Here is a 26,791-nt window from a genome sequence, read left to right as displayed (position 1 = left end):
ATTGATTAAAAAATTACCATTACTACTAGGATTACTGTTGTGCTTTACTATTAAAGCACAACAGTATAAGGTTATAGATAGTTTGTTAAACGACTATAACATAGACGGAGCAAGAGCTATAATTTCAAAAACATCTTATAAAGATTCTTCTGAGAAATTATTAGATAATGCACAATATTATGTGTTTACCAATCAATTAGATTCTGCTTTCATTAATTTATTTAATGTAGATACACTCTCACTATCACCAATTAATAAGGCTAGGTATTTAGATTACTTGGGTAAAACACATATAGCAGATGATGATATAGATAAAGGTTACCTATATAGTATAAGAGCAAAAGAACAGTATTTAAAAGTAAAAGAGCTTTATGATGCAAATGCTTTTAACCTTACACTTTATAATCTCTTTGCAGATCAGGAATACTATAACTATGAACCAGATCAACTTCTTGAACTTTTTGGAGAACAAGCAATAGAGAATGAATGGAATGATCAAGTTGCAGATTATTATATTCAAATTGCATTACTCAACTTTAATTACGACAATAAAAAAGAGGTCATGCAAAATCTTGACCTTGCTCTCGAGTATTTAAAAGACGATAACTATGCACTAGAACGTGCAAGAATTTTTGCAATAAAGAGTGTGTATTATGCACAAATAACTCAGGAATTAGATTCTGCAGATTATTATATAGAGAAAGCAGATGTTATAGAGAAGCGCTTTAATATTCCTTATAAAACTTATTACACATTAATTAATAAGGCAGCAATTACACGGTTAAGAGGTGACTATAAGGAAACTATAAACCTTTTAAAGCAAGCAGAAACCCTAAAACATAACCTATACAAAAAGAGTAACTTAAAGTTTTTGTACAGCTTATTAGCTAATGATTATGAAGATCAAGAAAACTATAAAACGTCTTTAGAGTACCTTAAAAAACACATTAATTATAGAGACAGTGTTAATATAGCAGATCAATTTGTAAACCTTACCAAATACCAAACTGTACAGAAAGACAAACAAATTCTTTTAGAGCAACAGCAAAAAACAAAAAATAAAAACTTAGCCATAATATTTGGTGGATTTTTAATTGCCGTTTCTATTATTGGATTATTAGTTTACAAAAACACTAATAGAAAGAAAAAAATTGCAGAACAACAAAGTGAACTGGAGAAGCAAAAATTACAAACTTTCTTAAAAGAGCAGGAACTAACAACAATTGATGCTATAATAGAAGGTCAGGAAAAAGAACGACAAAAGCTTGCGGGAGATCTTCACGATAGTGTTGGTGCAACACTTGCTACTGCTAGGCTACAATTTAGCCATCTTAAAAAGCATAAAAATAATCTTGATAATTTAGATGATATATTTAGTAACACAGAAGAGTTACTATCACAAGCCTACCACGAGATAAGAAATATGTCTCATCTTAAAAACAGTGGTGTCTTAGCTAAGAAAAGTCTTGTGCCAGCTATTGAAAACTTAGCAAAAAACGCATCTGTTTCTACGAGTTTACAAGTTGAAGTAAACCATTATGGGTTAGAAGATCGTTTAGACAATAACTTAGAGATAAGTATTTTTAGAATCATACAAGAACTAGTCACTAATATTATCAAACACGCCAATGCATCTGAAGCATCAATTACATTAACGCAACATGATGATGATTTAAATATTATAGTTGAAGACAATGGAAAAGGGTTTAACCTTAGTGCTATAGACAAGCAAGGCTTAGGTTTATCTAGCATTGAGAAACGTGTTAATTTTCTTCACGGAGACATTAACATAGATTCCACAGTAGGAAAAGGAACCACTATAATTATAGATATTCCACTAAAAACTAATGCATCATGATAACAATAGCAATAGCAGAAGATCACCAATCTTTAATTGACGGTATTGAGTTGTTAATTAAGGCAGAAGAAGATATTTCACTTGTAGGCTCGGCCAATAATGGTGAAGAGCTTTTAAAGATTGTACGCTTAAAACAACCTAAAGTTATCATTATGGATATTAGGATGCCAAAACTAGATGGCATAGAAGCTACAAGAGTAATTAAAAAAGAGTTTCCGCATATAAAGGTAATTGCATTTACCATGTTTGACCAAGAAGATGCTGTAAAACAAATGATAAACGCTGGAGCTTCTGGATACATCTTAAAACATTCTCCTTTAGAAGAAATTTTAAATGCAATTAGAACTGTAGCTAGCGGTAAGGATTTTTACGATAACTCTATTAACTTAGAAAGCATAAAAGATGCAGAATCTTCAAACAAAAAACTATTACTCTCTAAAAGTGAACGACAAATTCTTAAAATGGTAGGTCAAGGAAAGTCATCTTTAGAGATTGCACAGCTTAGGTTCACATCTGTTTCTACTGTTGAGAAACACAGAAAGAATATGATTAGAAAACTTAACTTAAGTGGAAAAGGAGAATTGTTGAGATATGCATTGGAAAAAAAGTATGATTTTTAAAATATACCCGTTAATGGGTATGTTTTGGCATAAACATAACTTTTAAGTTTACATATAATTAAGTTAGTCGAAAATTGGGGCTTTAGGCTAGTCTTAAGACAAAAAGGGATCTTTAATTAGATCCCTTTTTTTGTATTCTTTATTTAGAAAAAATTATTAGATACTTACAGTCTTCTTTCCTGTTTTATCTTTTCCTGTTAATTGTCTAATCTTAATATTAAAAGCTGCAAATAACAATGTCATAAATGGACTTAACCAGTTAAATATTGCATATACAAAATAGTCTGCCACAGAAACCCCTAAAACACCACTTTGATAGGCTCCACAAGTATTCCAAGGAATTAAAACAGACGTTACAGTACCACTATCCTCCAATGTTCTTGATAAATTTTCTGGAGCTAAACCTTTATCTGCAAAGGCTTTACTATACATTTTTCCTGGAACAACTATAGCTAAGTATTGGTCACTCGCTGTTACATTTATAGCTAGACAACTTGCTACAGTACTAGCAAACAAACCAAAAGTTGTGTGGAATAATTTTAATAATGCCTTACTAATTGTTGCAAGTGCTCCAATTGCATCCATAACACCTCCAAATACCATTGCACAAATTATTAACCAAATAGTACCTAGCATTCCACTCATACCTCCAGCAGAGAATAACTCATTTAAAGCTTCATTATCTGTAGCAACAGCAGTATCTACTGTTATAGCATTCATAACGCCTTTATAAGCGGTTTCAAAAGTTAGACTATCGCCACCACCAACAGCTGTTACAATTTCTGGCTGGAAGATTAACGCTGCTGCACCTCCTAAAAGTGTTCCCAACAGCAATGCAATTAACGGAGAGGTTTTCTTTATAATTAACGCAATAACTATAATTGGCACTGCAAATAACCAAGGTGAAATGTTGAAGGCGGCATCAATAGAAGTTAATATGCCTTCTGTATCTGTTGTACCTGTAGTCTCTAAATTTAATCCTATAATTATAAATACAATAAGTGTTACAATAATCGTTGGCACTGTAGTAAGCGTCATATATCGAATATGCGTGAACAAATCTGTCCCAGCCATAGCAGGTGCTAAATTTGTGGTATCACTTAAAGGCGACAGTTTATCACCAAAATAGGCTCCAGATAATACTGCACCAGCTGTCATTCCTAAAGATATTCCTAGTGCTTCTGCAATACCAATTAACGCTATACCAACTGTTGCAGACGTTGTCCAACTACTTCCCGTAGCTATTGATATAATTGCACAGATTATTACACAAGCTGCCAAGAAAATTGTAGGATTTAAAATCTGCATACCATAATAAATCATAGTGGGTATAATACCACTAATCATCCAAGTACCAGCCAAGGAACCTACCATTAGTAAAATAAGCAAAGCTCCTGTTGTAGATTTAATATTCTGTGCCACTTCCTCGACCATAGTCTCGTAGCCAACTTTATTAAAATATCCTACAATTGCAGCAACAGCAGCACCTAATAAAAGAATAAATTGATTAGAACCACTTAAAGCATCATCTCCAAAAGCAAATAATACATTATAAAATAACATTCCAACTAATGCAAATACAGGTATTAAAGCTTCCCATATATTTAATTGATTATTATCTACAATATTTTGATTATTTGCGTCTTTAGATTGGCTGTCCATAGCGTTAGATTTTTAAGCAACCAATGTTACGATTTTGTTAAGAGGTATGCAAGGTAGATTTACAAAACGCCTACTTGCTTCATACAGCTCACCATCATCTCATAAGTTCTTTCAATATTATTATCCAAACCTATTGAAAAACGAATTAAACCATCACTTAGTCCCATTTCCTTTTGCTCTTCTTCTGGAATCTCAGAAGAGGTTGAACTTCCTGGTGCGCTAAATAATGTTTTATAAAACCCCAATGATACCGCTAGATAGCCTAAATTTTTCTCCTGCATAAGCTCCATCAACGTATTTGCTTTATCTAAGGTTCCAGCATCAACGGTTAGCATTCCTCCGTAACCATACTCTTCATTCATCATACTTTTAAACAAATCATGACTAGGATGAGATTGCAATCCTGGATATACAGTTTTTAGGCCATCGTTTTCAAACTTTTGAGCTAGATACAATGCATTTTTACTGTGTTGTTTCACTCTAATATGAAGTGTTCTTAAATTCTTTAAAATAGAAGACGCTCTTAAACTGTCCATAGCCGCTCCTAAAAGCATACTCGCGCCATCATTTACATTTCTTAGTGTATTTATAAACTCAAGGTCTCCGCAAACTACGCCACCCATAGTATCGCTACTTCCATTTATAAATTTAGTAAGACTATGTATAACATAATCTGCACCTAGTTTTGCTGGAGAAATATTTAAAGGTGAAAATGTATTATCCACCACAAGTTTTAAATTGTATTTTTTAGCTAATGCTGCCAATCCTTTTATGTCTGCCACTTCAAGTAAAGGATTACTTACAGATTCGCAATACAACACTTTGGTGTCTTCTGTAATTGCAGCTTCTACAAGATCTAGTTTTGTAATGTCTACAAAAGACGTTTCAATACCCAACCTAGGTGTAAAGTTTTTTAAAAATGCATATGTTCCTCCATATATAGTTCTACTTGAAACCACGTGATCACCTTGTTTACAAAGCTGAAGTAACACAGGTGTTATTGCTCCCATTCCAGTAGCAGCAACATTAGCAGTCTCTGTTCCTTCCATAGCCGCAAGAGCTTCACCTAAATATAAATTAGATGGTGTTGAGTGTCGAGAATATAAATAACAGCCTTCTGCATTGCCTTCAAAAGTATCGAACATCGTCTTTGCTGATAGAAAGGTGTAAGTAGATGAATCTGAAATTGATGGGTTAACTCCTCCAAATTCTCCAAAATATTGTAAATCTTGTATGCGGTCTGCTGGGTTGAAATCCATAACTATAATAAATTAAAAAATAAGCTTCAAATCTAAATGGCTTATGAATATAAATCAATCATATCAATTAATTATAGATGTTTTTTCTACATATATAATAATAATCAAACTTTTAATCTAATTTTACTACTAAATACGATTACTTTTCAATAAAAATTTCATTATGACGCTAGATGCTACAGACAAAAAAATACTACAACTTTTACAAGAGGATAGTAAACAAACTACAAAAGCGTTGTCTCTTAAACTAAATCTCTCGGTAACTGCAATTTATGAGCGAATTAAAAAACTGGAAAGAGAAGGAATTATTACAGACTATGTAGCATTAGTAGATCCAGAATTATTAAATGCAAAGCTTACAGTATTTTGCCAAGTGAGTTTAGTGCAACATACAGAAGATATTGTAAAAGCTTTTGAAACAGACATCCTTAAATTTCCTGAAGTGGTATCTTGCTTTCACGTTAGTGGTGATAATGATTACTTAATTAAGGTTTTAGTTCCCAATATGAAAGCCTTTAGACAGTTCATGGTTAAGAAATTAACATCTCTTAAATATTTAGGGAGCACTAAAAGTAGTTTTGTTATGAACACTGTAAAAGATTCTACTGCAATTCCTATTACTTAAAAGCCTTATAATTACCTATGGTATTTAGTAACAAATGCTGTTATTTTGTGTTAATAACTCTATGTTGATTACATTCTGTTTTACATACAGAAAAGATATATTTGTTAACATTTAATTTTCTACATTAAGCACATGAAATTTATCGTTTCCAGTACCTATTTATTGAAACAACTTCAAGTTTTAGGCGGCGTTATTAATACTAGTAATACTTTACCTATCCTAGATAACTTTCTTTTTGAGTTAGACAACAACTCATTAAAGATATCTGCATCAGACCTTGAAACCACTATGGTTTCTACTATAGATGTAGAAAGTGATAGCCAAGGAAGTATTGCCGTTCCTGCTCGTTTACTTTTAGATACATTAAAAACGTTTCCAGAACAGCCACTTACCTTCGTTAAAGAAGATAATAATACTATTGAAATAAGCTCTAACCACGGTAAATACGCGGTTGCCTATGCAGATGGTGAAGAGTTTCCTAATGCAGTTGCTCTAGAAGACCCTAGCCAAACAGTACTAAATGGAGATGTACTAGCAACAGCAATAAGCAAAACTATCTTTGCATCTGGTAATGACGATTTAAGACCAGTAATGAGCGGTGTCTTTTTTCAATTTGCTAAAGACGGCTTAACGTTTGTAGCTACAGATGCTCACAAGCTTGTTAAATATTCTCGCACAGATGTTTCTGCTACAAATGAAGCTGAATTCATTATGCCTAAAAAACCTTTAACTTTATTAAAAGGAATTTTAGCAGGAAGTGATAGTGATGTTACTGTTGAGTATAATGAAAGTAATGCACGCTTCACTTTTGATAATGTAGAGCTTATCTGTCGTTTAATAGACGGTAAGTATCCAAATTACGAAGCTGTAATACCAAAAGAGAACCCAAACAAATTAACTATAGACCGATCTCAATTTTTAAACTCTGTAAAACGTGTGTCTATTTTCTCTAACAAGACCACTCACCAAGTACGTTTAAAAATTGCTGGTAGCGAGTTAAATATTTCTGCAGAAGATATAGATTACTCTAATAAAGCAGAAGAGCGTTTAACTTGTGCTTATCAAGGAGATGATATGCAAATTGGTTTTAATAGCCGTTTCTTAAGTGAAATGCTAAACAATCTTAATGCTAACGAAGTTCAGTTAGAAATGAGCTTACCTAATCGCGCAGGTATCCTAACTCCAGTTGATGGATTAGATGAAGGCGAATTAGTTACAATGCTTGTTATGCCTGTTATGCTTAACAGCTAACCTAACTCACATTATCATAGTATAAAGAATCTGCTTTTAGCAGATTCTTTTGGTTTAAGACCTTATCTTTATTAAAAAAACTGCTTAATGATGCGCCACCTTTTAGTAGTGCTTAGCTTTTTTGCAATAGCTACCACTTACGCCCAAATCAACAATACTGAAATTCTTATAGTTTCTGAAGATAACATAGCTCTCGAAGATGTAATAGCCTATAAATCTTCTAATGTAATAGCCACCTCCAACGATAAAGGCATTCTTTCTTTTAAAAATCCGTCTACTGAAGAGTTTATTTTAAGATTAACTTTAAAAGACTTTAAACCTGTAAGCCTTAAAATTTCACCCAATACATTTAAATATACTGTAGTTCTTTCAAAAGCTGAAGAGGAGCTTAATACAGTAATTCTCGCATCTACCTATCAAAAAGAAAGTAAGGTTTTAATACCTACAACATCTGTTACCACAGAAAGTATTGCCCAAGGCTCACCAATAGATTTAGTAGATGCCATAAACGAAACAAGTGGTGTTTATATTCAGCGCGGAGCAATTAACACAAATAGAATCACTATTCGTGGTATTGGTTCCAGAACATTATTTGGCACCAATAAGATTAGAGCCTACTTTAATGGGTTTCCCATTACTAATGGTGTAGGCGAAACAGCTATCGATATTTTTAACACGCAAGATATTGCTAGTATAGAAATTATTAAAGGGCCAAAAGCTACCCAATATGGTGCTAATCTTGGAGGTACATTATTGTTAAACTCTAAAGACCCCAAAAAGGAAGGTTTAGCTTTAAAAAATACGGTAACCATTGGCTCATTCGAGTTGTTTAAAGAGAGTTTATCCTTAAACTTGAAGGAAGACAAACTTTCATTACATTTAAATGCAGATCACCAAGAACATGAAGGCTATAGAGAAAACAATCGTTATAATAGGAATGCATTATTTATAAACACGTCATACACTTTAAATAAAACATTTACCATAAATGGTTTGGTGCAACATATAAATAACTTTGCCCAAATTCCTAGTTCTCTAAATCTTACAGATTTTAATGAAGCCCCGACGCAAGCTGCATTTACATGGGCACAATCTCAAGGTTTTGAAGACAATAGGCAAACATTAGTAGGACTCGGCCTTTCCTCTAATATTTCAGATTCTTGGAGTAATGCCACTAATGTATATTATAGTTATTTAGATCATTATGAGCCTAGACCTTTTAATATACTTGCAGAAATTACAAATACTTATGGCGTTCGAACAGTTTTTGCAAATACATTTAACCTTAACAAGAAAAGTGCAAATTTAAGTTTTGGAGCAGAGTTTAACCAAGACCACTATGTAGTGACTACAACTGAAAATTTATATGAAGACAATAATGGTAATGGAAGCTTAGAAGGTAGTTTATTAAGTGATAATACAGAGATTAGATCACAGCTTCAACTGTTTGGAACAAGTACTTTACCAATTACAGAAAAACTAACGGCAGAAATAGGTTTGCATTTAAATAAAGCTTCTTACAACTTAGATGACAATTTTAATGAAGCTGAAGCTAACACAAGTGCAGACAGAGAATTTGATATTATTGTTGCTCCAAATCTTAGTTTGCTTTACAAGCTTAATAATACTGTAACTACGTATTTAAACATTAGTAGAGGATTTAATTACCCAAGTTTGGAGGAAACTCTTACACCAGATGGTATTATAAATACAGATATAGGTCCGGAAATTGGCTGGAATTATGAAGTAGGCACAACATTGTCTTTACTTAAACAACGCTTACACATTAATGCTGCTGCTTACCTCCTATCAGTAAACGACTTACTGGTTGCAGAACGTGTGGGTAACGATCAATTTATTGGCAGAAATGCAGGACAAACAGACCATAAAGGCATAGAAATATCAATAGACTACAAGCAAAATATAGTTGAACAGCTTCAATTTAAAACCTTTGTAAATGCGGAGTTTAACGCCCATAAATTTATAGACTTTGTAGATGGAGACTCAGACTTTTCTGGAAACGATTTAACAGGAGTACCATCAGAAAAAATAAATGCTGGTATTTCTTTACAACATACAAGTGGTTTTTTCTTCTCTTCACAGTTACAATATATTGGAGAACAACCAATAACAGATGCTAATACACTTTATGCCGAAGATTATACAACACTAAGATTAAGTGGTGGTTACAAACAGTCTTTTAATGAAAAATTAAGTCTAGAAGTAAAAGGAGGCGTTAATAACGTGACAGATACAGCTTATGCATCTTCAATATTAATTAACGCCTCTTCTTTTGGAAATAGCCTACCTAGATACTACTATCCAGGTTTGCCTCGCCATTATTTTGCTAGTTTATCTTTAAACTATAATTTTTAACTTATTTAAGAATTTGTATAGTTAATGGGTACTTTACCTCTTCGCCATTACTAACCCTAATTGCATTAAGTATAGGAAAAATTAGGGCGATTAAACCTATTCCTATAAGACCTAAAATACCTAAACCAAATAACAGAATAAGTGGAATACATATAATACTGTAAATAATAATACTTATTTGAAAGTTTACTATGTCTTTTCCCTGTTGGTCTAAAGCAAATACTTCATCTTTCTTAAAAGCCCAGATAATAAGTGGTACAATTAAACCGCCAATACCAGTAATATAGGTTAATAATTGACTTAAATGCGTAATAACGAGTAATGATTTGTCTTCTCTCATGATAGTTGATTTTAATTGATTGATGTACTTATATGACGTACTAATCTCTATTTTGTTACACTTTATCTTGACTTCTAATTTAGTACTTTTGCTAGATGAAAATTAATGACACCATTGTAGCATTAGCAACAGCATCTGGCGCAGGTGCAATTGCCATTATAAGAGTTTCAGGTAAAGATGCCATAGAAATTGTAAACCCGTTATTTTCTGCTAAAAGTGGGAAGCAACTAAAAGATGTAAACTCTCATACAATACATTTAGGTGATGTTAAAGACAACGCAAAAATTATTGATGAGGCCTTGGTTTCTGTCTTTAAAGGAACCAAATCTTATACTGGAGAACCTACTGTTGAAATTTCTTGTCATGGTAGTCATTATATTCAACAGGAAATTATTCAACTGTTATTAAGAAAAGGTTGTCGTGCAGCTAATCCTGGTGAGTTTACCTTGCGTGCATTTATTAATGGCAAGATGGACCTTAGCCAAGCAGAAGCTGTAGCAGATCTTATTGCAAGTGATAATGAAGCGTCTCACCAATTGGCATTACAACAAATGCGAGGTGGCTTTTCAACCGAAATTGCTAAGCTAAGAGAAGAATTATTAAATTTCGCCTCATTAATAGAACTTGAATTAGATTTTGCTGAAGAAGATGTAGAGTTTGCTAATCGAGACGAATTTCAAAATTTGGTAACAAGAATACAGACCGTTTTAAAACGTCTTATAGACTCTTTTGCAACTGGAAACGTTATAAAAAACGGGATTCCTATCGCAATTGTTGGAGAACCAAACGTAGGAAAATCTACATTACTTAATGCACTTTTAAATGAAGAACGCGCTATTGTTAGTGATATCGCTGGAACGACCAGAGATACTATTGAAGATGAAATAAGCATTGGTGGTATTGGTTTCAGGTTTATTGATACTGCTGGTATACGTGAAACAAAAGATGTGATTGAAGGTTTAGGTATTAAAAAAACCTTCGAGAAAATTGAAAAAAGTCAAGTAACCGTCTATTTGTTCGATGCGAGTTTAATTAAAAATGACGCTATAAGGATTAAAAATCTTAAAGTTGAAGTTGAAAAGATAAAAAATAGATTTCCGCAGAAACCACTTTTAGTCATTGCCAATAAAATTGATGCTTTACAAGATAGCGAAATTCAAAATTTAATAGACAATTTAAAACCGCATACTACGCACCTACTTCCTATATCTGCTAAAACAGGACAAGGTATTGAAGAGTTACAAACAACACTGTTAGATTTTGTGAATACTGGAGCATTAAAAAACAATGATACCATAATAACCAATTCACGCCATTACGACGCTTTATTAAAAGCTTTAGAAGAAATAAACAAGGTTCAAGATGGCTTAAATGCTAATTTACCAAGTGATCTTATGGCTATTGATATTCGTCAAGCATTATTTCACTTTGGAGAAATTACAGGACAAGTTACCAATGACGAATTGCTAGGTAATATATTTGCAAATTTCTGCATCGGAAAGTAGGCTATTATTGTATAAAAGATAGTTTTTACCTTCATTTATTACTTACTTGTTAAAAAAAGGACTTTAATTAGTTAAGTTTTACCCAATTCCTCAAGATTATTGGCTAAATACTTTCTATTAGAAATTAAGCCCTTAGCTTTGCACAACTTATAAACGATAAAACAAACGACATGAGTCAAGTAAAAGAAAATGATACTGTAAAAGTACATTACACAGGAAAGCTTCAAGACGGACAAGTTTTTGATAGCTCTGTAGACAGAGAGCCTTTAGAATTCACTTTAGGTCAAGGTATGCTTATTCCTGGTTTTGAAAAAGGAATCATTGACATGAAGGTTGAAGAAAAAAAGACAATAAATATTCCTAAAGATGAAGCTTATGGAGATATTCAGAAAGAATTATTTCAGGCAGTTCCTAAAGACCAACTTCCACAGGAAATTAAGCCAGAAGTAGGAATGGGATTAGTTTCTAAGAACCCTGATGGTTCTGAAAGACAACTAAGAGTTGCAGAGGTAAACGATGATCATATTGTTGTAGATGCAAATCACCCACTTGCTGGTAAAGATTTAGTATTTGATCTTGAATTAGTAGAGATTAAGTAATTTACCTTTACAATTATATTAGAAAGCTCAGGTATTTTATCTGGGCTTTTTTAGTTTAAATATAATCTCAACATTAAAATAGTTAATTTTACAACATGTCTAAAAAAGGTAAAATTAAGAACGGGAAAAATAAAGCTCTTCACACCAAACTCCTAAAGCAGAAAAAGGATAAGAAACGTGAGAAGGAAGATGCTCGTAAAGCACGTTTAAAAGCAATAATTAAAAGCGCTAAAGAAGAATAGCACAACATAATAATAGTACCAAACTTCATTTAAAAATCACTGTCTTCTAATACAAATAACGATTCGACCGTAGTCTCAAAACACTTGGCAATTTTAAGTGATAAAACAGTTGAAGGCACATAACGACCAGACTCTATTGAAATAATAGTTTGTCGTGAAACATTAAGATACTCAGCCAAATCTACTTGAGTTACCTTTTTTGTTTTTCTTACCTCCTTTACATTATTTTTCATACCTAAAGATTCTAAAATGAATAATGTAGTTAAAACGAAGTATATAAGTAATCCAAAAAAAGAGGATTGCAATACTAAGAAATAGCATTACACCAGCATCTTTTGGTGGGTTGTTCATAAAACCAATAACCATAATACCCAATACTAAAGCTATCATTTGTAGTAAGGCAGCAAACTGAAAAGACTCTAACCTTACATTCTTAATCATTTCATCTTCTACTTTTTCTTTTGAAAATGCTAAAGCATAAGTTCCAAATAAGAAGGTAAAAAAACCAAGAATAGCAACACTCATATTTAAAATAGTGGCGTCTGTTATTCCTAATAACTGTGAAAGTTTTGAAACAAACCCCAATTGCATAAAAATCCAAAGGCATAAACCAATAGGCGCTATTATTAAACCAATCTTTTTATAGCGGTGTGATAACAATTTGAACATAGTAATATTTTGTAAAGTTTACTTTACGTAAAGCTAACTTAACATTTTATATATTACAACTATTTATCATCTTTATTTTCAACACGTTCCCAAATAGAGTCTGCATTTAATTTAAAACTTCCCACAAAATCAAAATTACATTGGTGTGGCGCAATGATAGATAAAAAAGTTTCTGAGTTTTTACGTCTGTATAAGTGGTACGTTTCGCCAACTACAGGTTCAAAAGAAAACTTAGATTGGTAAATTAATTGATTGTACTCATATTCCTTAAGCATAGCTTCGTAAGCATTCTGCAACTCAGAGAATTTTGTCTTAATCTTATGGTTAACTTTATTTATGCTCCTGTTTTTCCAAGCTGTGGTATCGAGTGAAGTTATTTGCGGAGCACCAAGATTTGTTGCATAGGTTTTTAAGCTGGCATCATATTTTTGATCTGCTTCATTAAATACAACGTTATCTGGTTTCTTTTTTTTAGACATCCTTTAGCTTATTCTAAATTTTCCATTTTATGTAAAAGTTCTTCAGCTTCAGCAACTTTTGCATCACTTGCCCTTCTATTAGATTTAGATAGCTTGTGTGCTTGCTCCATTAGCTTTGCATATTTAGCTTGAAGCTTCTCTTTCTCAGTCGATTTCTTAAATAATCCAAACATAACGTATCTTTTAGTAAAGATACAGTTTTGTTTAGTCATTAACTAAAAAGACTAAACAATATTATAGTTTATAGAGTTTTGCAATTGCATCAACACAATTAATTCCATCAATAGCTGCAGAAATAATGCCACCTGCATATCCTGCTCCTTCGCCACAAGGATATAAACCGCTTATTTCAATATGCTCCAACGTTTCCGTATCTCGAGGAATTGAAACCGGTGAAGATGTTCTACTTTCTGGTGCGTGTAATACAGCTGTATTTGTATAATATCCTTTCATCTTTTTGCCAAATGCCTTAAACGCTTTTTGTAGTCGTACAGATAATAAATCTGGCAATACTGTATTAAGATCTAAAGATGTTAATCCAGGTTGGTAAGACGTTTTAGGCAAATCTTTAGACACTCTACCTTCAACAAAATCTACCATACGTTGTGCAGGTACTTGCTGTGTTTTTCCTGCAGCTTCCCAACAAGCTTTTTCAACCTCTTGTTGAAACTCCAAACATACAAACGGGTTGTCTTTGGAATAGTTTGGAAGATCTTTAGGCGTAACACTTACAACGATACCAGAATTTGCATAGGGATTATTACGCTTGCTAGGACTCCAACCATTAGTCACAACTTCACCAGGTTCTGTTGCGCAAGGCGCTATAATGCCACCAGGACACATACAAAAAGAGTAAACGCCCATACCGTCTATTTGCTCTACTAAGGCGTAAGATGCTGGTGGTAAATACGGGTTATCTTGATCTCCATGATATTGTATCGTATCTATTAATTCCTGTTGATGCTCTACACGTACTCCAATAGCAAATGGTTTTGCTTCAATAGTTATTTGTTTATCGTGTAGTAAGTAGAAAATGTCTCTGGCTGAATGTCCAGTTGCAAGTATAACATGAGCTGCATTAAACCAAGTATCATTATTAATCTCGACAGATTTTATTGCTTTATCTTCAATTAAAACATCGGTTAGTTTAGAGTTAAAATGAACTTCACCTCCAGCATCTACAATAGCTTCTCGCATAGCTGTGATAATCTTTGGAAGCTTATTGGTTCCTATATGTGGGTGCGCATCTACCAAAATATCTTCATCTGCTCCAAAATGTACAAACCACTCTAATGCTTTAAGAACATTACCTCGTTTTTTTGAGCGCGTGTACAATTTACCATCTGAATAGGTTCCTGCACCACCTTCTCCAAAGCAGTAATTACTTTCTGGATTTACAAGGTGCTCTTTGTTGATTTTAGCTAGATCACGTCTGCGCTCTCTTACATCTTTTCCTCGTTCGAAGATAATTGGTTTTAAACCTGCTTCAACAGCTCTAAGACCAGCATACAATCCTGCAGGGCCAGCGCCTATTATAATAACCTCAACAGCATCTGAAACTGCTTTAGGAGTAAATGAAGTAATCTTTTCTTTAACTTCACCTTTTAGCCAGAATTCTATCTGAAGATTTAACTTTACAGGTGCTCTTCTTGCATCTATAGATCGTTTTCTTATACGCCAATCACAAACTTTACTCATTTGTAGCTTAGCTTTTTCTAAAGCTAATTCTAAAATATAGTTATGATCGTCTTGCTTTTCTGGAGCTAATTGAATTTGTACGAGTCTGCTCATAATTACTGCAAATATAAATTAAATAGCTATTGAAACGTTTTGAGCACAAAGCATAGACTTTAAATTTTCAATTCTCTTGATATCTTTTAAATAAAAATTTAACATTTGTGCATTTGTAGGAGTATCTTTACAGTATATGAGAGACATAATTACCAAACATTATCAAACTATATTTGAAGCCGACCTTCTGGAGGAAATTATAAAAATAGGTGAAATTAAAACCTATCCTAAAGATACGTTACTTATGGACTTTGGCGAATATATGCGCCATATGCCTTTAATAATTGATGGTGCAATAAAAATCTCACGTATAGATAAAAATAATGATGAGTTGTTTCTTTATTTTTTAAAACGAGGACAAAGTTGCGCTATGACATTGTCTTATTTTATTGGGCATCATAAGAGTGAAATTAAGGCGGTTTCAGAAACCGAAACCTCAATGGTATTATTACCAGTAGATCAAATTGAAATTTGGATCTCAAAGTATAAATCTTGGCGAAAGTTTGTATTTGAAAACTATCACGAAAGATTTATTGAACTATTAGATACCATTGACACTATTGCATTTTCTAATACAAGCGAAAGATTGTTACATTACTTGAGCAACAAGGCGGAAGTAAATAAATCTAACACCATTAAAATTACTCATCAAGAAATTGCTTTTGATCTTAATACCTCTAGAGTTGTAATTTCTAGACTTTTAAAAACTCTAGAGCAAGAAGGTGAAATTAAGTTAGAACGCAATAAAATTTATATTTTAAGTAAATAATTCACCTAAGTAACTAATGTTACTTACATCTTTAAATTAAACCTTTAGTTTTGCAACTTTAAATTGCTACTATGGATGTNTTACANATATTAGGTTACTTAAGTGCATTGCTTATAGGNATTGTNTTAGGTCTTATTGGTGGTGGTGGCTCAATTTTAACTGTTCCTATACTTGTTTATTTACTTTATATTAANCCNGTAACAGCTACTGCTTACTCTTTATTTGTNGTNGGNACNACAGCATTAGTTGGCGCTATTAAAAACTTNAAAAAAGGGTTAATAGATATTAAAACAGCTATTGTNTTTTCTATTCCTGCTTTTATAGCAGTGTATTTAACTAGAAAGTATTTAGTACCAGCNATTCCAGACACATTATTTAGTTTAGGTGATTTTATAGTGACTAAGAATATAGCTATAATGATATTCTTTGCTCTAATCATGCTCATTGCGGCAATAACTATGATTAGGGATAAAAAGAAAACAACAGCACAAGACGAAAAAATTAAATTTAATTATCCTCTTATTTTAATTGAAGGTGCTGTAGTTGGAGTGCTTACAGGAATAGTTGGTGCTGGTGGCGGTTTTTTAATTATTCCAGCATTAGTGTTGTTTGCTAAATTGCCAATGAAGAAGGCCGTAGCTACNTCATTACTCATAATAGCCATAAAGTCTTTAATAGGATTTATTGGAGACATTCAAAATTTAGATATCGAATGGAGTTTCCTTATCCTATTTTCNAGCTTATCTGTCGCTGGTATTTTTATAGGCATTTGGCTAAATAATTTTATAGATGGCAAAAAATTAAAAAAGGGATTTGGTTGGTTTGTTCTAGTTATGGGAATATATATAATTCTAAAAGAATCTATATTCAAATAAATCTAAGTTCTCTGTAACAAAAGTTACAAAAATGTCAAGATATGAACTGTATTTTTGCATAAAATCTCTTGCATGAATATTATACAATTTACATACAAACCGCTTTCTCATTTTTCCTACGCAATTATAAGCAATGATGAAATTGCCATTNTAGATCCAGAAAGAAACCCATACCAATATTACGCCTTAGCAAAAAAGCATAATGCTAAAATTGTGGCTGTTTTTGAAACTCATCCACATGCAGATTTTGTGAGCTCTCATTTGCAAATTCATAAAGAAACTGGNGCTACAATTTATACCAGTGAAAAGGTAAACGCAGATTACCCACATAAGACTTTTGATTCTGGAGATACCGTTACAATTGGTGATATTGAATTTTCTGCAGTAAACTCTCCTGGCCATTCTCCAGATAGTATTACAGTAATTGCTACACAAGGTGAAGATGTTGCTTTATTTACAGGAGACACACTTTTTGTAGGCGATGTTGGGAGACCAGATCTTCGAGAAGGTTCTGGCCATTTAAAAGCTACACGAAANGCAATGGCTAAAAGCATGTACAAGACTATTAACAAGGTATATGCAGAACTGCCAGANCACGCCTTAGTATATCCTGCTCATGGTGCAGGTTCACTTTGCGGAAAAGGGATGAGCTCCAACTCTACTTCTTCTACATTAGGAAANGAAAGGTTAAGCAACTGGGCCTTTAATGTAAAAAACGAAGGTGANTTTATGTCTGAATTATTAGACGATCAACCATTTATACCAAAGTATTTTAATAAGGCGGTTTCTATTAATAAAGATGGTGCATCAAATTATGATGAAAACTTTAAGGGTGTTATAGAGTATTATAAAACTAAAGTTGCTCCAACAGATGCTCTAATAATAGATATACGCGATGAGAAAAACTTTAAAGACAANCATTTAAAGGGAAGTTATAACATCATGGCTATGTCACCNACTTCTAAATTTGAAACTTGGTTAGGCTCNATAGTTAATCCTGATGAAGAGTTTTATATTGTTTTAGAAAATTCTAATCAAGCAGCTTCAATTTACGAACGTGTAACCAAAATTGGATATGAAAAGCAAATTAAAGGCTTTATAACCCTAGCTAAAGAAGACTTCTCTACGTCTAAAAAATTAGATTTAAAGCATTTTAAAAANTATCCAGACACGTATACTATTGTTGATATCAGAAATAAAAGCGAAGTCGCAAATCAAAAATTATTTCCTCAGGCTATTAATATTCCATTACATGAATTAAGAGAGAATATTAAGGCTATTCCAACTATAAGTCCAATTATAGTTCATTGTGCTGGTGGTTATCGTAGCGCTGCAGGAAGTAGCATNATTTTAGCTGAGTTAGATACAGATGAAATAGCTGTGTATGATCTTAGTGATGCAGTAAAAGATTTTAGTTAATATGGATTTTATATATGACACTTGGCCTTGGTATGTTTCTGGGCCTCTTATAGCATTGGTGATGTTTTTATTACTATTTGCNGGTAAATCTTTTGGGATGTCTTCTAATTTAAGAACAATGTGTTCTGCTATGGGTGCCGAAAAATTTGCAGACTTTTTTAAGTTTAATTGGAAAGCAAATATTTGGAATCTTACTGTCGTCCTAGGAGTTGTAATTGGTGGNTTTTTGGCGTCAACATTTTTCTCGAATAATGTAGTTACCATAAACCCTGTAATTGCTACNCAACTGCAAGAAGATTACAACTTTAATAGTGTAAACAGTTCTTACTTACCAAAAGAGATTTTTTCTGCTGAAGCTTTAGACAATCCATTTAACATCCTAATTTTATTAATTGGTGGTTTATTNGTTGGGTTTGGNGCAAGGTATGCTGGTGGTTGTACNTCTGGACATGCTATCTCTGGGTTAAGTAACTTACAAACACCATCTCTAATAGCTGTAATAGGGTTTTTTATTGGTGGTTTACTTATGATTCATTTACTATTTCCATTAATATTTTAAGTTATGAGATTTATTTCATTTTTAGGTATAGGTATTCTTTTTGGAATAGTTCTTTACAAGTCTGAAGCTGCGTCTTGGTTTAGAATCTATGAAATGTTTCAATTAGGATCATTTCATATGTATGGCATAATTGCATCTGCAGTTATACTTGGTGTTGCTGGCCTTTATTTAATAAAGAAGAAAGAAATTAAAGCTCTTAATGGAGCAGCAATAAACCCAACGCCTAAAGAATTTAGCGTTACAAGATATTTGGTTGGTGGTATCTTTTTTGGTTTAGGTTGGGCTTTGGTTGGCGCGTGTCCAGGACCAATGTATGTTCTTATAGGCGCAGGATATTGGCCTATTCTAATTGTAATTGTTGGGGCGTTATTGGGAACTCTTCTTTATGGTGTATTAAGGACTAAGTTACCTCATTAAGTTNGCAAAAGAAATTTCNTTANAATCTGAAATCACTTTGTCTGCTAAACTGTAGTCTTGGTTTGTAGAGTGTTTGCTATCGTAACCTACGCAATAAATACCAGCACCTTTTGCTGCTTTAATACCGTTAGTTGAGTCTTCGATTACTAAGCAATTTTCTTTGGGTTGTCCAGATGCCTCGGCTGCCTTTACAAATATCTCAGGATTGGGTTTAGACTCTTTAAGGTCTGCACCACTTAACTTGGCTACAAAATATTGATTTAAATTNAACCTTTCGAAAATCCTGTTAATATTAGGCATAGATGCTGAAGAAGCTAATACTAANGTNAGACCGTTAGCNTAATAATCTTTAATTAAGTCTTCNACACCAGAAATAAGNTGAAGGCTCTCATCATTNTCAAATANATACTTAAAATGAAGGCGTTTTTTAGCAACTAATTCTTCTGGAGCGTGATCTACTTTAAATTCATCTACCAATCGCTTACAGATATTTAGGGTAGATTGCCCTGTAAACGACTCATAAAGTGNTTTAGAAACGGGTAGGCTAAAATCTTCAAACATCTTGNAATAGGCTTTTTTATGTAGAGGTTCNGTATCTACAATAACACCATCCATATCAAATAAAATTGCCTTGATCATTGCTTAAGTTTTACGCAAAACTAAGATTATTTATTAAGCCTTAAGCTTAAAATGGAAAGTNCTTCCTACGCCAGGTTGAGAATCTACCCAAATTTTACCATCGTGCAGTTTTACAATCTTGTCACAATGGGCTAAGCCTATTCCTGTACCTTCAATATTATCNTTTCTATGTATTTTATTGAANATTTTAAATATGTTTTCTAGATCTATTTCTTCAATACCAATACCATTATCATTCACAGAAAAGATATAATGATCATTATCTTTAAAATANGATATTCTAATATCTGGAGTAACACCTTTNTTGNAATACTTTAAAGCATTAGAAAGTAAGTTTTGGAATAGTAACCTCAACTCTACCTCATACCCTTTAATAGTTGGGAGTTTACCGATAGAAATTTTTGCTTTACAGTCATTTATACTTTTAGCAAGATCCATAACAACAGTATCTAACACTTGTTTTAAATCTACATCTTGCTTTTCACTGTTTTGCCCTATTCTACTATGCTCAAGTAGAGCATTTATTTGATTTGCCAAACGTCCGGCAGCTTCATGAATATACCTTATGTATTCTTTACCTTTTGATTCGAGTTGGTGGCTAAAGTTTTTGTCCAGCATTTCACTTCCAAATCGAATAGTTGCTAGTGGTTCTTTTAAATCGTGAGAACAAATAGACACAAATTGCTCTAACTCATTGTTAGCCATCTCTAAATCTAATTGTCTCTTGGCTAACTTATCTGCTGTTTCTTTAAGAGCTGTAATATCTAAGAGTGTTCCCATAGTTATTGTTTCTCCGTGAATATTTTTTGTAAGCTTGGAGTTTAGTAACACGTGTATTTCTCTGCCATCCATAGAAACCAAGGTCATGTCTTCATTTTGAACCTCACCTGTGTTTTTTATTTCAGTAATTAAATCGCTTGCCTTTATTTTAGATTGATCATTATAAAATTGAAAGATAGATTTGTTTAAAATCTCTTTTTTGTTTTTAAACCCTAAAGTTTTATAAAATATTTTATTGCAATCCACAATGTTTCCGCTATCTGGACTTATGCTAGCATGCATTACAGGATCATTTTCATAAAAATCTTTAAACTTAGATTGACTTCTTCTTAGTTCTTCTTGAGATTTATGAATACTCTCTATATCTATAAATGTGATTACTGCACCATTAGCTTCTCCAGCGGTTGTAATAAATGGAGATATGCGTTGTAAAAAGTGACGTTTGCCTTTGCTTATTATTTTCTTTTCAAATACTTTTCCTGTATTAATAACACGTTCTGCATTAGTTACAATATTGTTTGTGTTGTTCTCTCCAAAACTTACAACAAAATTATCTATGTGCCTTCCTACATCTGCTTGGTATAAATCAAAATGTTCTTTAATAGCTGGCGTAAACTTTCGTATTCTTAACTTAGAGTCTAAGAAAATTACGCCTAAATTGGTACTTGTTAGTAAGTTATTAATATCCTCGTTTAGAGCACCTAATTCGTCAAGTTTTTGAATATGCTCTGCATTTACGGTATGCAATTCTTCATTTACACTTTGTAGCTCTTCATTTGTACTTTGCAACTCTTCATTACTAGCCAATAACTCTTCATTAGTAGCTTGTAACTCCTCGTTACTCGTCTCTGTTTCCTCTATAGCTTTATTTAATTCATCTTGAACATGATCTATTTCTTCCTCGAGATCTTTTATTCGTAATGAGGCACTTTCACTAATACTTGTGCGCTCAATAACAGTTTCATTAACACTCTCAATGTTTTGATCCATTAGTGATACCACAAACTCTGTTACTCTATTTGAATTATCATCTGATATTGGAAGTACTCTTAGATCTACAGCTGTTTGACCATCATCATTTACAAAAATGATTCGCTCTGAAATGACATGCTTATCCTTAAGGCGTTTAGATCGTTTTACACTAGTTGTTAGTGGTATTTTAAATTCTTCAGGAAGCATTTTAAGCAGGTTAGTTGTAAAACCTGAGTTAGGTAGATTTGCAAATTTCCTAAAGTTACCACGTGCTTCTAAGATGTTATAATCTTCATCTATATAAATACTCGTAGCATTAAACTGTTCTAAAATAGATGAGCTTAATAGTTCTTCTATTTTTCGTTGCTTCATATTAGAATTAGCAACGATATCTGGGTTTGTTCTTCTTTTGTTTCTAAACTTTCTGTCACTAGAAGAATGTAAAGTTTCTGTTCTTAAGCCTCTGGAAACTTTTAGGTTTTTGAAAATTTTCCACTTTCTACTAATAGTGTCAAAGTTATCGCCTTCATTACCTAAACTTTCGCTAGATCCTAAAACTAAATAACCTTCTAGTTTTAAGCTAAAGTGCAATACTTTAAACACTTTTTGCTGTACATCATTCTGAAAATAAATTAATAGGTTTCTGCACATTACCATATCTACCTTATTAAAAGGTGGATCTTTTAGAATGTTATGATTTGAAAATATTGCGGTGCGCCTTACAGATTCTGCTATTTTAAAGGTATCATCATCCTTTTTAAAATATCTGGCTAGATATTCTGGATCTACATCTACCAGAGTGCTTTTGCTATATTCGCCTTTACTGGCAATATCTAAATGAAATTGAGAAATATCTGTTGCAAATATTTTAAGCTCTATGCGTTTTTTCTGTTTAGCAATTTCTTCTAAAAACAAGATTGCCAAAGAATAAGTTTCTTCTCCAGTACTACATGCTACATCCCAAATTTTGAGAATATCATTATCTTGTTTATCTGCTACTAATTTAGGTATCACATTATTTTCAAGAAGACGCCACATTTCTTCATCTCTGAAAAACTTTGTAACTCCAATTAAAAATTCTTTATAAATAATATCTACCTCATCTTTACTGTCCTTTAAATACTTGTAGTAATCTCTTAATGATCCTATTTGTAGCATTCTCATTCGCCTAATAATACGGCGTAATAATGTTGGCCTTTTGTAAAGATTGAAGTCTAGCGCTGTCTTGCTTTTAAGTAAGTTTAATATATCTCTTAGTGCAGAGTCATCTATATTAGTGAAATCTTGTGTGATGCTTAAGATGTTACTACTGTCAAAATAGCTTATAATTTCATTACTCATATCCTCCACAGGCACTACAAAGTCTGGAAATCCAGTATTTATAGCACTTTGAGGCATACCATCAAATTTTGCTTGTTCTGGCTGTTGTACCAAGACTAAGCCACCTTCTTCTTTTATATAACGAATTCCTCTAGAGCCATCACTACCAGTACCACTTAATATTACACCTACAGCATTTTGCCTGTATTCTTTAGCTAAAGATTCAAAAAGTATATCAATAGGTAAGTTAAGCTGTTGCCCTTTTGGTTTGTCTAATAATTTAAGGTGTTTATTTTCAATTACAAGATTCTTAGATGGCGGAATTACATAAATATGATTTCGCTCTATCTCTGCATCATGCTTTATTTCTGTAATTGGTATTTTAGTCTTTTTAGCTAACAACTCTGCCATAAGACTTTTATGGTCTGGAGACAAATGTTGCACTATTAAGTACGTATAGTCACTATCTTCTGGGACATTATAAAAAAAGCTGTTTAAAGCTTCTAAGCCACCTGCACTTGCACCTACAGCAACAAGTATATGATTATCTGGAATATTATTCAATGGAAGACTTTGATTATCAGTTAAAATAAACTAAATTATAACAATTTGAAAATCAGCACATTAAAATAAATAATGTGAAATTTTTAACATTAATAAATTCAATTTACAATTTTTTTAACAAATGTAAATGATTAATTCATTTTTCGAGAAAAAACTGATTTAATATAACTGTAAAGAATAAAAGGCATCAAGAATATCTTGATGCCTTTTTATACATAATTTTAAATGAGATTAAACTCTTACTTGTCCATCTCCAAATACATAGTATTTATTGGTTACCAATTGTTTAAGACCTAGTGGTCCTCTGTGGTGCAACTTGTCTGTACTTATTGCGAGCTCTGCTCCTACACCCATTTGGCCGCCATCTGTAAATCTGGTTGACGCGTTATGGTATACTGCAGCGGTATCAATATTTTCCATAAAGTGCGTAGCAACGGCTTTATCTTCAGTTAGTATTGCACTTGAGTGTCCACCACTATAGGTGTTTATTTTTGAAATTGCATCTTCAATTCCATCAGCTTCTCCTATAGCAATTTTCATAGCTAAAAACTCTTCAAACCACACCTCATCTTTAGAGATTAAATCGCGCTCAGATAAGATAGTGTTTACATTTTTATCTACAATTATCTCAACACCTAAGCTAGATAATGTTTTATCTAAATCTTTTAATTTAGACTCGTAGTCTTCAATATTCTTATCTACTAAAACTTTATCTAAAGCATTACATCCTGAAATTTTATCTGTCTTAGCATTAATAATAACTTCCAGAGTTTTTTTCCAGTCTGCATCTTTATCTACATATAAGAAGTTGTTACCTCTACCACTTACCAATACAGCACATTTAGCATGTTCTTTTACAAATGCAATTAGGCGTTCACCACCTCTTGGTACTATAAGGTCTAATGGTTCTGTTGGATTTTTCAAGAACTCCTGAGTTTCTGTGCGATTCATTACCAACATTTTAATCCAATCTTTTGGTAATTTGTTTTCTTGTAATGCTTGGTGCCAGCACTCAACCAAGACAACATTACTTTCATGTGCTTCTTTACCACCTTTAAGTAATATCTTATTATTGGCTTTAAATGCAAGTACTGCAGCCTCTATAGTTACATCTGGCCTAGATTCATAAATGATCATGATGGTACCAAATGGTGCTGTTTTATTTACAATGTTTAAACCATTGTCTAACGTTGTATTAGAGATTTCATTACTCACAGGATCATCTTGAGACTTTACTTCGGCTATTGCCTGTATCATCCCATCAATCTTTTTGTCATTAACAACTAGCCTGTCATATAAGGCTTGATCGTCTTTATTAAAAGCATCAAGGTCTTTCTTATTTGCAGTTAGTATATCCTCGCGTCTTTCATCTAAGATTCTCATCATAGATCCTAAAACGTTATTCTTTAATTCTGTGTTTATCAATTTCATAGTCGTTCTTTCTAATTAAATTTTCCTTGTTTATGCGTAAAACTTGGTTCCGATATCTTTTCCTTCCAACAGCTCTACTATTACATTTTTACGCTTTCCGTTTGCTATAAATGTTGGAATGTTTTTCTTAGCAGTAGCCTTTGCAATCTTTAGCTTAGACTTCATTCCGCCACGTCCTTCGCCTTCAGATTTTTCTGAAGCTTGCACATATTGTTCTACATTTTCTTCCACATTTACTTTATCTAACTTTTCAGAATCATCATCATCTGGATGACCTGTATAAAGTCCGTCTGTATCTGTTAATAAGATTAAGGCATCTGCATTTGTAAGCTCTGCTACTAAACTTGCCAATTCATCATTATCACTAAACATTGACATTTTAAGTGATACTGCGTCATCTTCATTTGCAATAGGAACAATACCTTCATTAATTAATCCTTCGTAACAGTTTATCATATTTTCTCTATGCTTACCTGGTGCAAAATCTCGCTTGGTAGCTAATACTTGTGCACAGCGCATACCGTAATCATGAAATAAACTATAGTAATGGCGCATCATACGAGGTTGACCAACAGAAGAAAATATTTGTCTTCTTGTTGATGGGTCTGTTGCTTTACAATCTCCTAACACTTCCATTCCTGCAATGGCAGATCCAGATGACACTAATATTGGTGAAATATTATTCTCATATAATTCTGCTATTTGTCTTACGAGTTCGTTTAATACAGGACCTAATATGCGATTGTCTTTATTGGTCATCACGTTGGTTCCTACTTTTATAACTACTCTCTTATTATCCATGGTGTTTTTTTGAGTTTTCATGTTTATTTTCCGAGTTCTGTTGCTCGATCGAATGCTGCATAAGCAGCTTCCTTAATTAATTCTTTTACGTTATTATCTTCCATTGAGTCTAAAGCTGCACGTGTTGTACCGCCTTTAGATGCTACGCGTTCCATCCAAGAATTTGGAGAAAGATCTGATTCATTAAATAATTTTACAGCGCCTTCAAAAGTTTGTGCTACTAATACTTTAGAATCGTTTGTGGTAAAGCCCATTTTTAAAGCAGCTTCCATCATAGATTGCATAAAATAAAATACATATGCTGGACCACTACCAGAAATACCTGTTGAAGCATTTATGAAACGTTCATTTTCTACATGTATAGCTTCACCAGTTGTATCTAAAAGGTTTCTTACCATTAGCAACTCAATTCTACTTACCTCTTTGGCTTCTGTAAAAGAGGTCATACCCAAACCAACTTTAGCTGGCAGGTTAGGCATAGCTCTTACTACTTTCTTTATACCTAAGTTTTCTTGTATACTATCAATAGTAATACCTGCCATTAGAGAGATAAAGATTTGGTCATTATTCACCTTGTCTTTCATTTTTTCAAAAAGCTCTTCACTATGGTAAGGCTTTACAGCAATAAATACTGCATCTGCTTGTGGTAGGCAATCTTCTAGGTTGTTATAGGTGTCAAAATGTGGAAATTCACTTAGCTCTAACATTTTTTCTGTTGAAACATCATGAATCATTAAATTTCTTCGGTTAAGGTATGGCGATTTTGCCATGCCCTCTGCGTAGGTTAATCCCATATTTCCTGCGCCTATTACTAATACTTTCATATCTATTTTTAAAAGTTCAGTATATAGGGTGCAATGACTGTGCGAGGATGCCAAAACCACCATTAATAGGAGGTTATCAAATTATGACTCACGCTTAGACTATATATAGCTACTGCTAAGGACAAATGATAAAGAAGTGTTAAAT

Annotated in this window: 26 protein-coding genes; 13 read left to right on the top strand and 13 right to left on the bottom strand. The window is 32.9% G+C overall.

Going from position 1 to position 26,791, the window contains the following annotated elements; translation table 11 throughout:
• Position 1 precedes the first annotated feature (1 nt).
• Positions 2-1,858: a sensor histidine kinase gene (locus tag CL818_RS02645; protein WP_286971418.1), complete on the top strand. Its 1,857-nt coding sequence runs from the start codon at positions 2-4 to the stop codon at positions 1,856-1,858.
• Positions 1,855-2,478: a response regulator transcription factor gene (locus CL818_RS02640; protein WP_013188248.1), complete on the top strand. Its 624-nt coding sequence runs from the start codon at positions 1,855-1,857 to the stop codon at positions 2,476-2,478. The genes CL818_RS02645 and CL818_RS02640 overlap by 4 nt, the downstream gene beginning before the upstream one ends.
• A gap of 156 nt (positions 2,479-2,634) precedes the next feature.
• On the opposite strand, the gene nhaC is transcribed toward CL818_RS02640, so the two are convergent.
• Entirely contained in the window at positions 2,635-4,140 is a 1,506-nt protein-coding gene (gene nhaC / locus CL818_RS02635) for a Na+/H+ antiporter NhaC (RefSeq protein ID WP_013188249.1), read from the bottom strand.
• Between the two features lie 59 nt (positions 4,141-4,199).
• Entirely contained in the window at positions 4,200-5,399 is a 1,200-nt protein-coding gene (locus tag CL818_RS02630; RefSeq protein ID WP_272973981.1) for an aminotransferase class I/II-fold pyridoxal phosphate-dependent enzyme, read from the bottom strand.
• A gap of 163 nt (positions 5,400-5,562) precedes the next feature.
• Between CL818_RS02630 and CL818_RS02625 the strand changes: the two genes are divergently transcribed.
• From CL818_RS02625 to CL818_RS02615, 3 genes are all read left to right on the top strand, one after another.
• A complete protein-coding gene (locus tag CL818_RS02625) occupies positions 5,563-6,024 on the top strand; it encodes an Lrp/AsnC family transcriptional regulator (protein WP_219360059.1) in 462 nt (153 codons plus the stop codon).
• 132 nt (positions 6,025-6,156) lie between these two features.
• Entirely contained in the window at positions 6,157-7,275 is a 1,119-nt protein-coding gene (gene dnaN, locus CL818_RS02620) for a DNA polymerase III subunit beta (protein ID WP_041241024.1), read from the top strand.
• Positions 7,276-7,362: 87 nt separating this feature from the next.
• Positions 7,363-9,651, top strand: coding sequence for a TonB-dependent receptor family protein (locus tag CL818_RS02615; RefSeq protein ID WP_272973982.1), 2,289 nt, complete (start codon positions 7,363-7,365; stop codon positions 9,649-9,651).
• A 1-nt stretch (position 9,652) separates the two neighbouring features.
• Here CL818_RS02615 and CL818_RS02610 read toward each other — a convergent pair whose 3' ends face one another.
• Positions 9,653-9,991 carry a DUF4870 domain-containing protein gene (locus CL818_RS02610; protein ID WP_013188254.1) on the bottom strand — a complete coding sequence of 113 codons (339 nt, stop codon included), beginning with the start codon at positions 9,989-9,991 and terminating at the stop codon, positions 9,653-9,655.
• A gap of 95 nt (positions 9,992-10,086) precedes the next feature.
• Between CL818_RS02610 and mnmE the strand changes: the two genes are divergently transcribed.
• The 3 genes from mnmE (at position 10,087) to CL818_RS02595 (ending at position 12,337) form a co-directional block, all read left to right on the top strand.
• Positions 10,087-11,496 (top strand): tRNA uridine-5-carboxymethylaminomethyl(34) synthesis GTPase MnmE, encoded by a 1,410-nt coding sequence (mnmE, locus tag CL818_RS02605; RefSeq protein WP_272973983.1) that lies wholly within the window; start codon positions 10,087-10,089, stop codon positions 11,494-11,496.
• A gap of 170 nt (positions 11,497-11,666) precedes the next feature.
• The gene (locus CL818_RS02600; RefSeq protein WP_286971412.1) at positions 11,667-12,095 is read left to right on the top strand and encodes an FKBP-type peptidyl-prolyl cis-trans isomerase; all 429 of its coding nucleotides are present in this window, start codon (positions 11,667-11,669) and stop codon (positions 12,093-12,095) included.
• A gap of 95 nt (positions 12,096-12,190) precedes the next feature.
• Positions 12,191-12,337, top strand: coding sequence for a hypothetical protein (locus tag CL818_RS02595; protein WP_013188257.1), 147 nt, complete (start codon positions 12,191-12,193; stop codon positions 12,335-12,337).
• A 29-nt stretch (positions 12,338-12,366) separates the two neighbouring features.
• Here the strand turns inward: CL818_RS02595 and CL818_RS02590 are convergent, their stop codons facing one another.
• The 5 genes from CL818_RS02590 to CL818_RS02570 form a co-directional block, all read right to left on the bottom strand.
• Entirely contained in the window at positions 12,367-12,570 is a 204-nt protein-coding gene (locus tag CL818_RS02590) for a helix-turn-helix transcriptional regulator (protein ID WP_272973984.1), read from the bottom strand.
• Positions 12,560-13,006, bottom strand: coding sequence for a hypothetical protein (locus CL818_RS02585; RefSeq protein ID WP_272973985.1), 447 nt, complete (start codon positions 13,004-13,006; stop codon positions 12,560-12,562). The genes CL818_RS02590 and CL818_RS02585 overlap by 11 nt, the downstream gene beginning before the upstream one ends.
• A 59-nt stretch (positions 13,007-13,065) precedes the next feature.
• Entirely contained in the window at positions 13,066-13,485 is a 420-nt protein-coding gene (locus CL818_RS02580) for a DUF2452 domain-containing protein (protein ID WP_272973986.1), read from the bottom strand.
• Between the two features lie 8 nt (positions 13,486-13,493).
• Positions 13,494-13,658 carry a Lacal_2735 family protein gene (locus CL818_RS02575; protein WP_272973987.1) on the bottom strand — a complete coding sequence of 55 codons (165 nt, stop codon included), beginning with the start codon at positions 13,656-13,658 and terminating at the stop codon, positions 13,494-13,496.
• Between the two features lie 61 nt (positions 13,659-13,719).
• Positions 13,720-15,276 (bottom strand): NAD(P)/FAD-dependent oxidoreductase, encoded by a 1,557-nt coding sequence (locus CL818_RS02570; protein ID WP_286971406.1) that lies wholly within the window; start codon positions 15,274-15,276, stop codon positions 13,720-13,722.
• 136 nt (positions 15,277-15,412) lie between these two features.
• On the opposite strand from CL818_RS02570, the gene CL818_RS02565 reads away from it, so the two are divergent.
• The 5 genes from CL818_RS02565 (at position 15,413) to CL818_RS02545 (ending at position 19,315) form a co-directional block, all read left to right on the top strand.
• Entirely contained in the window at positions 15,413-16,045 is a 633-nt protein-coding gene (locus CL818_RS02565) for a Crp/Fnr family transcriptional regulator (RefSeq protein ID WP_272973989.1), read from the top strand.
• 71 nt (positions 16,046-16,116) lie between these two features.
• Positions 16,117-16,920 (top strand): sulfite exporter TauE/SafE family protein, encoded by an 804-nt coding sequence (locus CL818_RS02560; protein WP_286971404.1) that lies wholly within the window; start codon positions 16,117-16,119, stop codon positions 16,918-16,920.
• Positions 16,921-16,992: 72 nt separating this feature from the next.
• On the top strand, positions 16,993-18,339 hold the full coding sequence (locus CL818_RS02555) for an MBL fold metallo-hydrolase (RefSeq protein WP_286971401.1): 1,347 nt from the start codon (positions 16,993-16,995) through the stop codon (positions 18,337-18,339).
• 1 nt (position 18,340) lies between these two features.
• Positions 18,341-18,898, top strand: coding sequence for a YeeE/YedE family protein (locus CL818_RS02550; protein ID WP_286971399.1), 558 nt, complete (start codon positions 18,341-18,343; stop codon positions 18,896-18,898).
• 3 nt (positions 18,899-18,901) lie between these two features.
• Positions 18,902-19,315: a DUF6691 family protein gene (locus tag CL818_RS02545; RefSeq protein WP_272973992.1), complete on the top strand. Its 414-nt coding sequence runs from the start codon at positions 18,902-18,904 to the stop codon at positions 19,313-19,315.
• On the opposite strand, the gene CL818_RS02540 is transcribed toward CL818_RS02545, so the two are convergent.
• From CL818_RS02540 to proC, 5 genes are all read right to left on the bottom strand, one after another.
• Positions 19,304-19,954 carry an HAD family hydrolase gene (locus CL818_RS02540; protein ID WP_286971396.1) on the bottom strand — a complete coding sequence of 217 codons (651 nt, stop codon included), beginning with the start codon at positions 19,952-19,954 and terminating at the stop codon, positions 19,304-19,306. The two genes, CL818_RS02545 and CL818_RS02540, sit on opposite strands and share 12 nt — an antisense overlap.
• Positions 19,955-19,987: 33 nt before the next feature.
• Entirely contained in the window at positions 19,988-23,590 is a 3,603-nt protein-coding gene (locus tag CL818_RS02535) for a chemotaxis protein CheB (RefSeq protein WP_286971395.1), read from the bottom strand.
• 231 nt (positions 23,591-23,821) lie between these two features.
• The gene (locus CL818_RS02530) at positions 23,822-25,021 is read right to left on the bottom strand and encodes a glutamate-5-semialdehyde dehydrogenase (RefSeq protein WP_272973997.1); all 1,200 of its coding nucleotides are present in this window, start codon (positions 25,019-25,021) and stop codon (positions 23,822-23,824) included.
• A gap of 30 nt (positions 25,022-25,051) precedes the next feature.
• Positions 25,052-25,843: a glutamate 5-kinase gene (gene proB / locus CL818_RS02525; protein WP_013188271.1), complete on the bottom strand. Its 792-nt coding sequence runs from the start codon at positions 25,841-25,843 to the stop codon at positions 25,052-25,054.
• Between the two features lie 2 nt (positions 25,844-25,845).
• A complete protein-coding gene (proC, locus tag CL818_RS02520; RefSeq protein ID WP_272973998.1) occupies positions 25,846-26,646 on the bottom strand; it encodes a pyrroline-5-carboxylate reductase in 801 nt (266 codons plus the stop codon).
• Between the last annotated feature and the right edge of the window lie 145 nt (positions 26,647-26,791).

The sequence above is a fragment of the Croceibacter sp. genome, assembly GCF_002716225.1.
Taxonomy (GTDB): domain Bacteria; phylum Bacteroidota; class Bacteroidia; order Flavobacteriales; family Flavobacteriaceae; genus Croceibacter; species Croceibacter atlanticus.
This window is presented reverse-complemented; position numbering and strand designations above follow the sequence as displayed.